Raw genomic sequence first — 13898 nt, 5'->3', positions numbered from 1 at the left:
TAGGCTACGACCCGTGAATGATGCTCACGATGAAGGTCTTGTCCGCCGCCCCGCGGCGGCCGCGGCGCTCCGCGAGCACCTCGCCGCTGTCGTCGGCGCGGGCAGGGGTCGCATCGTGGCGCTGCGGGGGCGCCGACAGGTCGGCAAGTCCACGCTCGTCGAGCAGCTCGTCGAGCAGGCGGGCGTCCCCAGCGTGTTCGTCCCCGGCGTCTACGGGTCGCCGCTGCACCGGCAGCTCGCCGACGCGACCCGCGCGATCGCGGAGTCCCGGACCCCGCTGCCCGACGCCGACCTCCTGACCGCCTCCCCGGCGACGTCCTGGCGGGAGTGGCTCGGCCGGCTCGCCGTCGCGGCCCGCTCGGGTCCCGTCGTCGCGGTGCTCGACGAGTTCCCCTGGATGGTCGCCGCCGACCCGACCCTCGAGGGCGAGCTCCAGGTCCAGTGGGACCGCGCGCTGGAGAAGCTCCCCGTGCTGCTGGTCCTCATCGGGTCGGACGTCACGATGATGGAGCGCCTGGCAGGCCACGACCGCCCGCTGTTCGGCCGGCTGCGCCCGTGCGTGGTGCCGGCGCTCGACCCGGCGGAGGTCGCGTCCGCGCTGCCGGGGCACCGCGCCGTCGACGTGTTCGACGCCTACCTGGTCACGGGTGGGTACCCGCGGCTCGTGACCGACCTCGCCGCGCACGGCGGCAGCGCCCAGGACTATGTGCGGTCGTCGCTCGCCGACCCGTACAGCCCTCTCGTCGCGACGGCCCGGCTCACGCTCGACGCCGAGTTCCCCGACGCCCCGGCGGCCTACCGGGTGCTGTCCGCGATCGGCGCCGACGACACCGCGCACCCCGGCTTCACGGCCGTGCTCTCCGCCGTGCAGGACGCCTCCGAGCGCAAGGCGCTGGAGACCGCCACGACGCGCGCGCTCAAGACCCTCACGGAGACGAAGCGGCTCGTCGAGCGGGAGGCGCCCGCGTGGGCTGCCCCGTCCGGGCGGCTCCGGCGCTACCGCGTCACCGACCCCTACCTGCGGTTCTGGTTCCGCTACGTCGAGCGCCGTGTCGAGCAGATCGCCCGGGGTCGCGCCGACCTCGCCGTGGCGGCGTTCGACCGCGACTGGTCGAGCTGGCGCGGCCGGACCGTCGAACCGGTCGTCCGTGAGGCTCTCACCCGCCTGGGCCGGACGGACCCGCGGCTCGCCGGGGTCGAGCAGGTGCTGCCCTGGTGGACCCGCGACGGCCGGGTCGAGGTCGACGTCGTCGCGACCACGGCAGAACGGTCCGCCGTCGTCGGGTCCGTGAAGTGGCGGCCCTCGGGCGGCCTCACCGCCGCCGAGGTGCGGGCGCTGGTCACCGCCCGGGAGCGGGTGCTTCGCGCCCAGGACGCCGTGCTCGCGGCGATCACCCCCGGCGGGGAACCGGCGCCCGGCATCGACCTGGTGCTGGGTGCCGACGACCTCCTGGCGGCCTGGACGCCCGGGCGAGCGGCCGACGGGGATCACGCCGGGTAGACGTCCACCTCGGCGGCCTTGACGGAGAACCAGACGTCGACGCCGGGGGCCAGGCCGAGCTCGGCGACGGCCTGCGGCGTGACGTCGGCCGCGACCCGGTCCCCGCGGACGCGCAGCAGGTCGCCGTGCGGTTCCACCGTGCGGACCGTGCCGGGCAGCAGGTTGCGGGGCGACCCGGGCACCGGGGCGAGGAACACCGCCACGGCGGCCGGGCGGAATGCGGCCACCGCCGCCGCGCCGGCGGGCACCTGCGGGTCGTGGTGACCGTGGACCACGGCGCCCGCGTCGGTGCGCACCCCGTCGCCCGTCCACACCCCCGTCCACAGGTTCAGCCCGGCCAGCGACGCCGCGAACGCGCTGCGCGGCCGGCCCAGGACCTGCGCCGTCGGGCCCTGCTCCACGACGCGGCCGTCGTCCACCACCGCGACCCGGTCGGCCAGCAGCAGCGCGTCCAGCACGTCGTGCGTCGTGATCACCGTGGTCTGGTCGGCCAGCACGTGACGCAACGTCTGGCGCAGCGCGGGCGCGACGTCGACGTCGAGCGCCGCCATCGGCTCGTCCAGCAGCAGCAGCCTCGGGCGCGCGGCCAGGGCACGGGCCACCGCGACCCGCTGCGCCTGCCCGCCGGACAGCGTGGACGGGCGCCGCGCGGCGAGGCCGGCGACACCCACCCGGTCCAGCCACTCCGCCGCCCGCGCGGCGGCCTCCCGCCGGCCCGCCCCCTGCGCGCGCGGCCCGAACGCCACGTTGTCGGCCACGCTCAGGTGCGGGAACAGCAGCGGCTCCTGCGCGAGCAGCGCGACGTGCCGGTCGTGCGGTGCGACCCACGCCCGGAGGCGCCCGCTCTCGACGTGCGCGAGCGTGCGGCCGTCCAGGGCCACCCGCCCGTCGTCCGGGCGCAACGTCCCCGCGACGGCCCCCAGCGTCGTCGACTTGCCCGCGCCGTTCGGCCCCAGCAGCGCCAAGGTCTCGCCGTCGGCGACCTCCAGCGCCACGTCGAGGCCGCGCGCGGCGAGCCGGACGTCGAGGTCGAGCGTCACCACGCACCCCCGCGCGGGCGGGCCAGCGCGATGACCGCGACCGCCACCACGACGAGCAGCAGCGACAGTGCCACCGCCGCGTCCGGGTCCGTCTCGCGCGCCAGGTAGATCTCCAGCGGCAGCGTGCGGGTGGTCCCCTGGAGGCTGCCCGCGAACGTGATCGTCGCGCCGAACTCGCCCAGCGCCCGCGCGAACGACAGCACCGCCCCCGACACCAGCCCCGGCCACACCAGCGGCAGCGTCACGCGCCGCAGCACCGTCGTCGGGCGGGCGCCCAGGGATGCCGCGACGACGTCGTACCGCGACCCCGCCGTGCGCAGCGCCCCCTCCAGGCTCACCACGAGGAACGGCAGCGCCACGAACGTCTGCGCGATCACCACCGCCGCCGTCGAGAACGCGACCTGGACGCCTGCAAACTCCAGCGTCTCGCCCAGCAGCCCGCGCCGCCCGAACGTCGCGAGCAGCGCGATGCCGCCCACCACCGGCGGCAGCACCAGCGGCACCAGCACCAGCGGACGCAGCCGCCGCAGCAGCCGGGACCCCGAACGCGCCAGCACCAGCGCCATCGGCACGCCGAGCACCAGGCACGCCACCGTGCTCGCGCCCGCGGTCTGCAGGCTCAGCACCAGCGCCGCCCGCGCCGACTCGCTCGTCACGAGCGACCACCAGTCGCGCCAGTCGACACGCGTCGTCATCGCCACCAGCGGGAGCAGGATCAGCAGCCCGCCCAGCGCCGCGGGCACGTACGCCCACCGCGGCAGCCCGACGGCGACCTCGCCGGACGTCGTGCGGGGCGTGGCGCCGCGCTCCGCCCGGGGCCCTGCCGTCGTCGACGTGGTCACGACGACGGCGGCGCGAAGCCCAGGTCCGCCAGCACGGCCTGACCCTCCGGCGACAGGACGGCGTCGACGAGCTGCGCGGCGAGGTCCGCCTGCGCGGCGCCCGAGACCGTGGCGATCGGGTACGTGTTGACGGCGCGCGCGGCCTCCGGGACGTCGACGCCCTCGACGGCGTCGCCCCCGCGGACGACGTCGGTGACGTAGACGAGCCCGGCGTCCGCCTCGCCCGCGGTGACCTTGCCGAGCACGTCCGTGACGCTCTGCTCCTCGCTGTCCGGGGCGAGGACGACACCCGCCGCGTCCGCGACGCGCGCTGCGGCGGCGCCGCACGGCACCTCCGGGGCGCACAGCACCACGGTGCGGGCGGGGTCGGCGAGGTCCGCCAGGCCCCTCACTCCGGCCGGGTTGCCCGCCGGGACGGCGATCGTCAACGTGTTCGTGGCGACGTCGCGGGGGTCGTCGACCAGGTCGTCGGCCACCAGCCTGTCCATGGTCGCGGTGTCGGCCGTCGCGATGACGTCGGCCGGCGCCCCCTGCTGGATCTGCGCGACGAGGTCCGACGACCCCGCGAACGACAGCTGCACGTCCACGCCGTCGTGCGTGGCCTCGAAGTCGGCGGCGACCTGCTCGAACGCCTCGGTGAGCGACGCCGCCGCGAAGACCGTGAGTGTCGTGGTGCCCGCGTCGTCGGCACCTGCCGCGCCGTCCGGCGAGCATCCGGTGAGCGTCGCCGTCGCGCCGACGACGAGGGCCACCGCCGCGATGAGGGAGGGCCGCCGGCCGCCGACGGGGATCACGCGGACCCTTCGGGCGTCTCGACGACGACGTTCGTGGACTTGATGACGGCCACCGCGACGGACCCGCGCTCCAGCCCGAGGTCGCGCACGGCCTCCGCGCTCATGAGGGAGACGACGCGGAACGGTCCGCACTGGAGCTCGACCTGCGCCATCACGGTGTCGACCGTGAGGTCGGTGACGAGCCCGACGAACCGGTTGCGCGCGGAGCTCCTCATCCCCGGCGGCAGGCCGGGCGGCGTCGCGTGCTCGCGCGCGACCATCGCGACCTCGTACCCGTCCACGACCTTGCGGCCCGCGTCGTCCGTGGTCGCGGTCAGCAGCCCGCGGTCGATCCAGCGGCGGACCGTGTCGTCGCTGACGCCCAGGTAGACGGCAGCCTCGCTCACCCTCATCGTCGGCACGACGACGACTCTAGTACCTCATCTGCGTGTCTAACGTGGCCAGTGATCCGCGCGTGCGACACGGCCCGGGGTCGACGGATGCTTCCCGGCGCGACTCGGGTCGGCGTCGGGATTCCTCCGACATCACCACCTCATGCGTGAGGTTCGACGGCGCGACGCACATCGCCAGGAGATGTGTACGTTCGTACGCATCGTGGGTACGATCGTCCGCATGACGACGACCGACCACTTCGCCGGCGACCCGCGGACCAACCGTGAGCGGATGCTGGCGGGCGACCTCTACGTCGCCGACGACCCGGAGAGCCACCGCATCGCGCAGCGGGCCACCGCACGCCTCGAGGACTACCGCCTCGCCGTCGTCCGCGGCGAGCCGGGAGCCCGCGAGATCCTCGCCGACGTGCTCGGCACCCTCGGTGAGGGCGCCCACGTCCGGCCGCCGCTGGCCGTCGACTACGGCGAGAACCTGCACGTCGGGGAGCGCACGTTCGTCAACGTCGGTCTCGTCGCCCTCGACGTCGCGACCATCACCCTCGGCGCAGACTGCCAGATCGGCCCGAACGTCCAGCTCCTCACGCCGACGCACCCGATCGACCCGGGTCCGCGCCGCGACAAGCTCGAGGCCGCACGGCCGATCACCCTCGGCGACAACGTCTGGCTCGGCGGCGGGGTGATCGTCTGCCCAGGCGTCACCATCGGCGACAACACCGTCGTCGGCGCGGGCGCCGTCGTCACCCGGGACCTCCCGGCGAACGTCGTCGCCGTCGGCAACCCGGCCCGGGTGATCCGGGAGAACATCGACCGGCCCACGCCGCCGGAGCCCACGCCGTGACCACCCGCCGCCACGACCCGCACCGCCGCGACCGCATCGTCGACGCGTGCCTCGACGTCGTCGCCGAGCACGGCGTGGCCGGGACGTCGCACCGCCGGGTCGCCGCGGTGGCGGACGTGCCGCTCGGGTCGATGACGTACCACTTCGCCGGGATGGACGACCTGCTGCGGGAGGCGTTCGGCCGGTTCGCGGAGCAGCAGGCCGCGGCGTTCGAGCGCCGCATGAGCGAGGCGACCGGTGCCGAGGCGGCGGCGGACGCCGTCGTCGCGATCATCACCACGGACGTGTTCGCCACCCAGCGCGACCTGGTGCTCACCCACGAGCTCTACACCCTCGCGGCGCGCGAGCCCGCGTTCCGCACCCTGACCAACGAGTGGATGGCGCGCAGTCGCGCCGCGCTCGCCCGCCACTTCGACCCCCTGACCTGCCGGATGCTCGACGCGTTCGTCGAGGGCGTCACCATCCACCGTGCCCTGGACACGGAGCCGCCCGACGACGCCGTCGTCCGGGCGGGTGTCCGCCGTCTCCTGGTCCCGTGAACCACCGAAGGAAGTCCTGCGCATGACCATCAGCGACGAGCCGACCCTCGCCGGCCCGACCCGCGCCGACCGCCGGGCACGTGCCGCGGTGTCCGCCCTGTTCCTCACCAACGGCGCGCTGTTCGCCAACCTCCTGCCGCGCTACCCGGAGATCAAGGACGCGCTCGACCTGTCGAACACGGTGTACGGGCTCATGGTGGTCGCGTTCCCCGCGGGCGCGATGCTGTCCGGCCTCGCCGCCGCGGCGATCATCCGACGCTTCGGCTCGGCGGCCGTCGCCGTGGCCGGCACCGTCCTCACGGCCCTCGCGATGGTCGGCGTCGGGTTCGCGCCGTCGCTGGCCCTGGTCGCGGTGGCGCTGTTCCTGGGCGGCGCGGCCGACGCCGTGACGGACGTCGGGCAGAACGCGCACGGCCTGCGCGTCCAGCGCCGGTACGGCCGCTCGATCTTCAACTCGTTCCACGCCCTGTGGTCCGCCGGTGCCGTGGTCGGCGGCGGCATGGCGGCCGCCGCCATCGCGCTGGACCTGCCGCTCGGCGTGCACCTGACGATCTCCGGCGCGATCTTCGTCCTGGTCGCGCTCGTCGCGTTCCGGTTCCGCCTGCCCGGCCACGACGCCGACGTGCGCGCCGCCGACGACGCGGCCGCGGCCGCCCGGGCCACCGGACCCCTCGAGGTCGGGTCCGGCCCGGCGGCGGCGCCGGTGTCCCGCCGGGGGCGGGTCGGGCTCCTGCTGGCGGCGTTCGTCGTCGTCGCGATCGCGGGCGCCATCATCGAGGACGGCGCGAACTCGTGGGCGACCCTGTACCTGTCCGGGTCGCTCGACGCCGTCGGGGCCGTCGCCGCGACCGGGTTCGTCGCGTTCATGGCGATGGAGTTCCTCGGCCGCGCCACCGGCGACCGGTTCGTCGACCGGTTCGGCCAGGCCGCCGTCGCCCGCGCGGGCGGCGTGCTCGTCGCCGTCGCGATGGGCCTCGCGCTGGCGTTCCCGTCCGTCCCGACGACGATCCTCGGGTTCGCGCTCGCCGGGTTCGGCGTCGCCACCGTCATCCCCGCCGCGATGCACGCCGCCGACGAGCTGCCCGGCCTGCGGGCCGGCACCGGGCTCGCCGTCGTGTCCCTGCTGCTGCGGGTCGGGTTCCTGGTCATGCCGCCCGTCATCGGGATCCTCGCCGACGCGACCTCCCTGCGCGTCGCGCTGCTCGTGGTGCCCGTGGCGGGCCTCACGGTCGTGGTGGCCGGGGCGATGCTGCCGGGCCGTCGTCGGGCTGGCACCATCGAGGCGTGACCACCGCGCACCCGCACCCCGAGCCCGCCCCGCTGCCCCACGCCGAGCTCCACCTGCACGTCGAGGGCACGCTGGAGCCCGAGCTGGTCATGGAGCTCGCCGCGCGCCACGGCGTCACGCTGCCGTACCCGGACGTCGAGTCGCTGCGCAGCGCCTACGACTTCACGGACCTGCAGTCGTTCCTCGACCTGTACTACGCGAACATGGCGGTGCTGCGCACGGCCGAGGACTTCGCGGACATGACGCGCGCCTACCTGCGCCGGGCCGCCGCCGCGGGGGTGCGGCACGCGGAGATCATGTTCGACCCGCAGGCCCACCTGGTGCGCGGGGTGCCGCTGGAGACGGTCGTGGACGGCATCGCGTCGGTCCTGGCCACCAGCGAGGAGGAGTTCGGCGTCTCGACGCTGCTGATCGCCGCGTTCCTGCGCGACCGCGACGAGGACGAGGCGCTCGACGTCCTGGAGCGGCTGCTGGCGATGGACGCGCCGATCGTCGGCATCGGCCTCGACTCCGCCGAGGTCGGCAACCCGCCGTCGAAGTTCGTCCGGCTGTACGCCCGCGCCCGCGAGGCCGGGCTGCGGCGCGTGGCGCACGCGGGGGAGGAGGGCCCGGCGTCGTACGTCGCCGACGCCCTGGACCTGCTCGGCGCCGAGCGCATCGACCACGGCATCCGCTGCCTCGACGACGACGCCCTCGTCGAGCGCCTGGTGGCCGAGCAGGTGCCGCTGACGGTGTGCCCGCTGTCGAACGTGGCGCTGCGCGCCGTCGGCTCGATCCACGAGCACCCGCTGCTGGAGATGCTGGACCGCGGACTCAACGTGTCCGTCCACTCGGACGACCCTGCCTACTTCGGCGGCCACCTCGACGACAACCTCGCCGCGCTGGAGGGCGCCCACGGTCTCACCGCCGAGCAGCGGGCGACGCTCGCGGCGAACTCCGTGCGGTCGTCGTTCCTGCCCGCGGACCGCCGGGACGCGCTGCTGGCCGAGATCGCGGCTGCCTCCTGACCGTCGACGGCGCCGCGCTTCCTGGCGCATGACCCGCTGATGCCGGAGAGTCCACGGCGTCGGCAGGCGCCACGCTGCGGATCCTCACGGATCGCGAGCCGATCCGTGAGGATCCGCAGCACCGACGCCATGGCCGTGGAGCCCCGCAGGGGGCACGATGGGTGGCGGGACACCCGACGACGACGGAGGACACCGATGACGGCCGGCGGCATGAAGAAGAAGAGCGGGTTCAACGCGGCGGTGCGGGTGGTGACCCTCGCCCTGCTCGCGGCGGCGGTCGTCAAGGAGCTCCGCCAGGACCCCGAGGACCGGACGTGGCACGGAAAGCTCGGGTTCGTGCCCTACGAGCTCCGCTTCCCCACCCTGGAACGGGTCAAGGAGCGGTGGTGGTCGCCGGACAACCCGAAGATCGTCGGCCCCAAGGTGTTCGGCGTCGGCTGGGCGGTCAATCTCGGCCGCATCGTCGCCGTCGTCCGGGGCTGGATCGACGGGCGCTCCGCGGCCGAGGTCACCGACTGACGCGGGCGTCGTCGACCGGGAGCAACCCCGCCGGCCCTAGAACCCGACGTTGAGCGCGTCCGAGAACGGCACCCGGCTGAGCCGGACGACGCCTGCACCGAGTGCGGCGACCAGGACGGACGCGAGCAGCACCACCCAGGCGGGCTGACCGTCGTCAGCCAGCAGCCACACGGCCGCGGCGACGAACAGGACCGTCATGACGGTCCCGCCCCAGAACAGCAGCGCCCCCAGGAGCGCGAGCCAAGGACGGCGGGTCGAGCGTGTCATGCGGTCAACCTACCCGCCCGGCCGCGGCGACCGGGATGGACGGTACGCGCCGCGCACCGGTCATCGGGTCATCGGCTCCTGCCGGCGTGCGTCCGGGCCGGTGCCCGACGGCCCGGGCGCACGCGGGTACCGGCCGCTGCGGATCTCGCGCATGGCCAGCACGCGCACCCACGTCGCGGTGACGCCCAGACCCGTGGTCATGACGACACCGAACCACCGCGCGACGTTCTTGGGCTCGTCGCCCCACGCGTCGGTGAGCAGTCCGACGAGCAGCGCGCCGGCGAGGAGGAAGGACACGGTCGCCACGACGGGAAGCCAGAAGCGGACGGTCCGGATCGCGCCCTCGGGGGTTCTTCGTCCGGTCCGTCTCGTGTGCACCGGGCAATCGTCCCGGGTGCCGCCGGAACATTCACGTCGTGATCGTCAGCTGGGACGCCGCGACCCGAGAAGCATCTCCCGGCCGGGCAGGTTCCACCTCGACCGGCGTCAGCTACCGGTGGCTCAGCGGCCGCCGAACAGGCGCGACAGAAACCCGCCGCGGGCGGGCTCGTCGTGGCCGTCGCACCACTGCGCGGCGGGGACGGCGCGGCGGACGTCGTCGACGTGCATCCCGCAGCCGGTCCAGGTGGTCTTGCCGCAGGTGCGGCAGGTGACGGGCTGGCACATGGGTGGTTCTCCTTCGTCGGTTCGCCTCAGGCGAGGCTGAGGAAGAGCTTCTCGAGCTCGGCGGTGGTCAGGCCGTCCTCGTCGGCGGCGGCCTGCTCAGGGTCGGTGACGCAGTCCTTCATCGCGGTCGCGATGATCGCGAAACCCGCCCGGTCCAGCGCGCTGGACACGGCGGACAGCTGGGTGACGACGTCGCGGCAGCGGCCGCCGGACTCGACGGACGCGATGACGGCGTCGAGCTGCCCGCGGGCACGCTTGAGACGGTTGAGCACGCGACGCTGCGCGTCGGGGTCGTTGACGACCACGGGGGTCTCCTCTCGGTGGGGCCTCAGCGGGCGAGCGCCGGCTCGGCGGTGACGATCAGGTCGGAGCCGCGGGCGTCGAGCGCGGCCCGCAGGGTCAGCATGCCGCCCGACAGCGACGCGGAGTCCAGCCCCGCCTGCTCCAGCACGCGGTGGGCGATGTGCGAGCGCACGCCCGACCCGCACAGGACGCGCACGGGGCGGCCCGCGGCGGCGGCGACCACCTCGTCGAGGCGATCGCGCAGCTCGGTGTGCGGCACGAGCAGCGATCCCGGCAAGTGCCCGGCGGCGAACTCGGCCCCGCTGCGCACGTCGAGGACGAGCGCGGTCGCCAGGGCGTCGTCGACGTCCTCGGGGTACCAGAGGCGCAGGGTGCCGTCGAGGACGTTCGCGGCGACCATCCCGGCGAGGTTCACCGGGTCCTTCGCGGCGCCGAACGGCGGGGCGTAGGCGAGGTCGAGGTCGACGAGGTCGTCGGCGGTGAAGCCTGCCCGGATCGCCGTGGCGAGCACGTCGATCCGCTTGTCGACCCCGGCCCGGCCGACGGCCTGCGCGCCGAGGACGCGACCGTCCGCGGCGGCGACGTGCACGACCAGGTGGATCTGCTCGGCGCCCGGGAACCAGCCGACGTGGTGGGCGGGGTGCAGGTGCACGGTGCGGTGGTCGACGCCGGCCCGGGTGAGGGCGGCGCGGTTCGCCCCGGTGGTCGCGGCGGTGAGGTCGCCGACCCGCACGACGGCGGTCGCGAGCGCGGTCGGCAGCGGCCGGGCGGTGGCGGGGCGCAGGATCTGGTCGGCGACGAGCCGGCCCGCGCGCGCCGCCGGCCCGGCGAGGGCGACGGGTCGTCGTTCGCCCGTCACCGCATCCGTGGCGACGGTGGCGTCACCGACGGCCCAGATGCCCTCGGCGCTGGTGCGGCCGCGCTCGTCCACGACGATGGCGCCGCGCTCGACGCGGATCCCGGCGGCGGCGACCACGTCGGTGTCGGGGCGGACCCCGACGGCGAGCACGACGACGTCGGCGTCCACGCGGGTGCCGTCGGCGAGGGCGACGACGTCGTGGTCCGCGCCGTGCGCGACGGCGGTCGCGGCGACGCCGGTGCGGACGGTGACGCCGAGGCGGCGGAGCTCGTCGGCGACCAGGGCGCCGAGCTCGGGCTCCAGCGGGGGCAGCGGGTGCCCGGCCGTCTCGACCACCGTGACGTCGAGGCCCTGGGAGGCGAGCGCCTCGGCGGCCTCCAGGCCGATGAAACCGGCGCCGAGGACGACGGCGCGGCGGGCCCCGGCGTCGACGGCGGACCGCAGGGCGGTGGCGTCGGCGACGGTGCGCAGGGTGCGCACGCGCGGCGAGTCGAGGCCGGGGACGGGCGGCCGGACGGCCCGGGCGCCGGGTGACAGCAGCAGGGCGTCGTAGGCGATCCGCTCCTCGCCGGACGCCGTGCGGACGGTGAGGGTGCGGGTCGCCGGGTCGAGGCCGACGACGTCATGCCGGGGGCGGACGTCGAGGGCGAGCGACGCCTGGAGCGACGCCGGGGTCTGGACGAGCAGGTCGTCCTCGGGCACCTCCCCGCCCACGTGGTACGGCAGGCCGCAGCCCGCGAACGACACGTGCTCGCCGCGGTCGAGGACGACGATCTCGGCGTCCTCGGACAGGCGGCGGGCGCGCGCGGCGGCGCTCATGCCGCCGCCGACCCCACCCACGATCACGATCTTCATGCCTCGATTGTATACCCCAGGGGGTATCCGCTCCAAACGCCTCCGCCAGGTCAGGACGTCCGTGCAGGTCGGCCCGGCGTGCCGCTCAGGACACCTCGGGCGGCATCTCCCGGCCGGGGACCAGCACCTCGTCCGCGTAGCACCACCCCCAGTGCTCGCCCGGCTCCAGCGACCGGACCAACGGGTGGTCCGTCGTCCGGAAGTGCTGCGTGGCGTGCCGGCTCGGCGACGAGTCGCAGCAGCCGACGTGGCCGCACCCCAGGCACGCCCGCAGGTGCACCCAGGTGCCCCCCGCCGCCACGCACTCCGGGCACACGCCCTGCGCCTCCGGGGCGACCGGGACGACCCCGGCCAGGTGGGAACAGTCGACGGTCATGGCTTCCGCCCTCCGCTCGGTCCAGGTGGCCTCGAGTGTAGGCACGGCGGCCGGGCGCGGCCCGGGCGCGGCGCGGACGCGCCGAACCCCGGCCGTCCTCCTACGCTGGCCCGCATGGGTGACCGTCCCGTGATCCTGCTCGTCGCGCACGAGCACGCCGACCTCGTCGAGGGCGAGTTCCGTGCCCGGTACGACCGCGACTACCGCATCGAGCTCGTCGGTGGCAGCGCCGCCGCGCTCGACCGGCTGCGCACCCACGTCGCCGACGGCGTCCAGGTCGCCATGGTCGCCGCCGAGCGGCGGCTGCCCGACGCCCCCGCCGTCGAGCTGCTGCACCAGGTGCCCGCGGTGACGTCGACCGCCCGGCGGGTCGCCCTCGTGCCCGGCGAGGAGTACGCCGACGCCCTCGACGAGATGCGGGCCGCGCTGCTGCGCCGCGACATGGACACGTTCGTGGGCATCCCGCGCGGCGCCCGCGACGAGGAGTTCCACGTCGCGCTCATCGAGCTGCTGTCCGAGTGGGGCTGGTCCGTGGCGCGCCCCACCGTCACGGCGACCGACGTCGTGGCGCTGCCCGGCGACCGCACGGCCACCGCGATCCACGACCTCCTCGACCGCCTCGGCATCCCGAACCGCACCCTCGACCCCCGCGACGACGAGGGCCGGGCGCTCGTGGAGTCGGTCGGCCCCGACGCCGAGCTGCCCGTCGTGCGGGCCTTCAACGGCCGGGTGCTGGCCGCCGCGACGCCCGCCGCCGTCGCCGAGGCGATGTACGGCGGGTACGACTCCATCCCGCCCGGCCAGATCGCGGACGTCGTGGTGGTCGGCGCCGGGCCGGCCGGGCTCGCCGCCGCCGTCTACGCGGCGTCCGAGGGGCTGTCCACCGTGGTGCTCGAACGGGAGGCCATCGGCGGGCAGGCGGGGTCCAGCTCGATGATCCGCAACTACCTGGGGTTCCCGCGCGGCATCTCCGGGATGCGGCTCGCGCAGCGGTCCCGCGTCCAGGCCGGCCGGTTCGGCGCCCGGTTCTACACCGGCCGGCCCGCCCGGAGGATCGAGCCCGGCCCCGCCGACGAGCCCGAGCACCACCACGTGCACGTCGACGGCGTGCAGATGTGCGCCCGCACCGTCGTCCTCGCCACCGGCGTCACCTACCGGCGCCTCGGCGTGCCCGCCATCGACGACCTCGTGGGCGCGGGCGTCCACTACGGTGCGGCGACGTCCATGGCGCGGGAGATGACGGACCTCGACGTCTACGTCGTCGGCGGCGGGAACTCGGCGGGGCAGGCGGCCGTGCACCTCGCGAAGTTCGCCGGGTCCGTCACGATGCTCGTGCGCCGGGCGAGCCTGGCCGAGACGATGTCCGACTACCTGGTCCGCGAGATCGCCGCGACCCCCACCATCAGCGTGTCCACGCGCACGGCGGTCGTCGACGGCGGAGGCGACGGCCGCCTCCAGTACCTGTGGACCCAGGACCTGGACACCGGGGAGCGCACCAAGACCCACGCCGACGGGCTGTTCTGCCTGCTGGGTGCCGAACCCGACTGCGCGTGGCTGCCCGACGGGCTCGCCCTCGACGACCACGGGTTCGTGCTCACCGGCCGCGACGTCCCCCGCGACCTCTGGCCGGACGGCGTGCCGCCCGCCAGCCTGGAGACCACCCTGCGCGGCGTCTTCGCGGTCGGTGACGTGCGCGCCGGGTCCATGAAGCGGGTCGCCTCCGCGTCCGGCGAGGGCGCGTCCGTCATGCCGCTCGTGCACGCCCACCTCGCGCTGCTGCGCGAGCAGGAGTACGGGACCTGACCCCGGCGT

The 13898-nt window shown here is 75.4% G+C and carries 17 protein-coding genes; 7 read left to right on the top strand and 10 right to left on the bottom strand.

What is annotated here, in order from left to right:
* The first annotated feature begins 13 nt into the window (after positions 1 to 13).
* Entirely contained in the window at positions 14 to 1501 is a 1488-nt protein-coding gene (locus I598_RS11525; RefSeq protein ID WP_157557220.1) for an ATP-binding protein, read from the top strand.
* Here the strand turns inward: I598_RS11525 and I598_RS11520 are convergent.
* The 4 genes from I598_RS11520 to I598_RS11505 all read right to left on the bottom strand — a co-directional run bounded on the left by I598_RS11520 (position 1489) and on the right by I598_RS11505 (position 4578).
* Positions 1489 to 2541, bottom strand: a complete 1053-nt coding sequence (locus tag I598_RS11520) for a sulfate/molybdate ABC transporter ATP-binding protein (protein ID WP_068205239.1) — start codon at positions 2539 to 2541, stop codon at positions 1489 to 1491. The genes I598_RS11525 and I598_RS11520 overlap by 13 nt on opposite strands.
* Entirely contained in the window at positions 2538 to 3302 is a 765-nt protein-coding gene (locus I598_RS11515; RefSeq protein ID WP_068205238.1) for an ABC transporter permease, read from the bottom strand. The genes I598_RS11520 and I598_RS11515 overlap by 4 nt, the downstream gene beginning before the upstream one ends.
* Positions 3303 to 3379: 77 nt before the next feature.
* The gene (gene modA / locus I598_RS11510) at positions 3380 to 4177 is read right to left on the bottom strand and encodes a molybdate ABC transporter substrate-binding protein (RefSeq protein WP_232314139.1); all 798 of its coding nucleotides are present in this window, start codon (positions 4175 to 4177) and stop codon (positions 3380 to 3382) included.
* A complete protein-coding gene (locus I598_RS11505) occupies positions 4174 to 4578 on the bottom strand; it encodes a TOBE domain-containing protein (protein WP_068203078.1) in 405 nt (134 codons plus the stop codon). Before I598_RS11505 ends, modA begins: the two co-directional genes overlap by 4 nt.
* 211 nt (positions 4579 to 4789) lie before the next feature.
* Between I598_RS11505 and I598_RS11500 the strand changes: the two genes are divergently transcribed.
* The 5 genes from I598_RS11500 (at position 4790) to I598_RS11480 (ending at position 8760) form a co-directional block, all read left to right on the top strand.
* Entirely contained in the window at positions 4790 to 5407 is a 618-nt protein-coding gene (locus I598_RS11500) for a sugar O-acetyltransferase (RefSeq protein ID WP_068205236.1), read from the top strand.
* The gene (locus tag I598_RS11495) at positions 5404 to 5946 is read left to right on the top strand and encodes a TetR/AcrR family transcriptional regulator (RefSeq protein WP_068203077.1); all 543 of its coding nucleotides are present in this window, start codon (positions 5404 to 5406) and stop codon (positions 5944 to 5946) included. The genes I598_RS11500 and I598_RS11495 overlap by 4 nt, the downstream gene beginning before the upstream one ends.
* A 22-nt stretch (positions 5947 to 5968) precedes the next feature.
* Positions 5969 to 7234, top strand: coding sequence for an MFS transporter (locus tag I598_RS11490; protein WP_068203076.1), 1266 nt, complete (start codon positions 5969 to 5971; stop codon positions 7232 to 7234).
* On the top strand, positions 7231 to 8241 hold the full coding sequence (locus I598_RS11485; protein ID WP_068203075.1) for an adenosine deaminase: 1011 nt from the start codon (positions 7231 to 7233) through the stop codon (positions 8239 to 8241). The genes I598_RS11490 and I598_RS11485 overlap by 4 nt, the downstream gene beginning before the upstream one ends.
* A 195-nt stretch (positions 8242 to 8436) precedes the next feature.
* The gene (locus I598_RS11480) at positions 8437 to 8760 is read left to right on the top strand and encodes a DUF5808 domain-containing protein (protein WP_232314138.1); all 324 of its coding nucleotides are present in this window, start codon (positions 8437 to 8439) and stop codon (positions 8758 to 8760) included.
* Positions 8761 to 8796: 36 nt separating this feature from the next.
* Here the strand turns inward: I598_RS11480 and I598_RS11475 are convergent, their stop codons facing one another.
* The 6 genes from I598_RS11475 to I598_RS11455 form a co-directional block, all read right to left on the bottom strand.
* Positions 8797 to 9027 carry a hypothetical protein gene (locus tag I598_RS11475; RefSeq protein ID WP_068203074.1) on the bottom strand — a complete coding sequence of 77 codons (231 nt, stop codon included), beginning with the start codon at positions 9025 to 9027 and terminating at the stop codon, positions 8797 to 8799.
* A 60-nt stretch (positions 9028 to 9087) separates the two neighbouring features.
* The gene (locus I598_RS11470; RefSeq protein WP_157557219.1) at positions 9088 to 9405 is read right to left on the bottom strand and encodes a hypothetical protein; all 318 of its coding nucleotides are present in this window, start codon (positions 9403 to 9405) and stop codon (positions 9088 to 9090) included.
* 123 nt (positions 9406 to 9528) lie between these two features.
* Complete coding sequence (locus I598_RS17885) at positions 9529 to 9693, bottom strand: hypothetical protein (RefSeq protein WP_198155686.1); 165 nt, start codon at positions 9691 to 9693, stop codon at positions 9529 to 9531.
* A 26-nt stretch (positions 9694 to 9719) separates the two neighbouring features.
* A complete protein-coding gene (locus I598_RS11465) occupies positions 9720 to 9998 on the bottom strand; it encodes a metal-sensitive transcriptional regulator (protein WP_068203072.1) in 279 nt (92 codons plus the stop codon).
* A gap of 23 nt (positions 9999 to 10021) precedes the next feature.
* A complete protein-coding gene (locus I598_RS11460; RefSeq protein ID WP_068203071.1) occupies positions 10022 to 11710 on the bottom strand; it encodes an FAD-dependent oxidoreductase in 1689 nt (562 codons plus the stop codon).
* Positions 11711 to 11795: 85 nt separating this feature from the next.
* Positions 11796 to 12086, bottom strand: coding sequence for a UBP-type zinc finger domain-containing protein (locus I598_RS11455; protein ID WP_068205234.1), 291 nt, complete (start codon positions 12084 to 12086; stop codon positions 11796 to 11798).
* A gap of 114 nt (positions 12087 to 12200) precedes the next feature.
* On the opposite strand from I598_RS11455, the gene I598_RS11450 reads away from it, so the two are divergent.
* Positions 12201 to 13889 carry an NAD(P)/FAD-dependent oxidoreductase gene (locus I598_RS11450; RefSeq protein WP_068203070.1) on the top strand — a complete coding sequence of 563 codons (1689 nt, stop codon included), beginning with the start codon at positions 12201 to 12203 and terminating at the stop codon, positions 13887 to 13889.
* Positions 13890 to 13898: the final 9 nt, after the last annotated feature.

This window comes from Isoptericola dokdonensis DS-3, assembly GCF_001636295.1.
Lineage (GTDB): Bacteria > Actinomycetota > Actinomycetes > Actinomycetales > Cellulomonadaceae > Isoptericola > Isoptericola dokdonensis.
Note: the sequence above shows the minus strand (reverse complement) of the source record. Positions and strands in the feature narration are given on the sequence as shown.

Bases quoted from the DNA above. Each gene is read 5' to 3' on its own strand.
- I598_RS11455 (WP_068205234.1), bottom strand. From the start codon at position 12,086: ATGACCGTCGACTGTTCCCACCTGGCCGGGGTCGTCCCGGTCGCCCCG.
- I598_RS11450 (WP_068203070.1), top strand. From the start codon at position 12,201: ATGGGTGACCGTCCCGTGATCCTGCTCGTCGCGCACGAGCACGCCGAC.
- I598_RS11460 (WP_068203071.1), bottom strand. From the start codon at position 11,710: ATGAAGATCGTGATCGTGGGTGGGGTCGGCGGCGGCATGAGCGCCGCC.
- I598_RS11480 (WP_232314138.1), top strand. From the start codon at position 8,437: ATGACGGCCGGCGGCATGAAGAAGAAGAGCGGGTTCAACGCGGCGGTG.
- I598_RS11500 (WP_068205236.1), top strand. From the start codon at position 4,790: ATGACGACGACCGACCACTTCGCCGGCGACCCGCGGACCAACCGTGAG.
- I598_RS11490 (WP_068203076.1), top strand. From the start codon at position 5,969: ATGACCATCAGCGACGAGCCGACCCTCGCCGGCCCGACCCGCGCCGAC.
- I598_RS17885 (WP_198155686.1), bottom strand. From the start codon at position 9,693: ATGTGCCAGCCCGTCACCTGCCGCACCTGCGGCAAGACCACCTGGACC.
- I598_RS11475 (WP_068203074.1), bottom strand. From the start codon at position 9,027: ATGACACGCTCGACCCGCCGTCCTTGGCTCGCGCTCCTGGGGGCGCTG.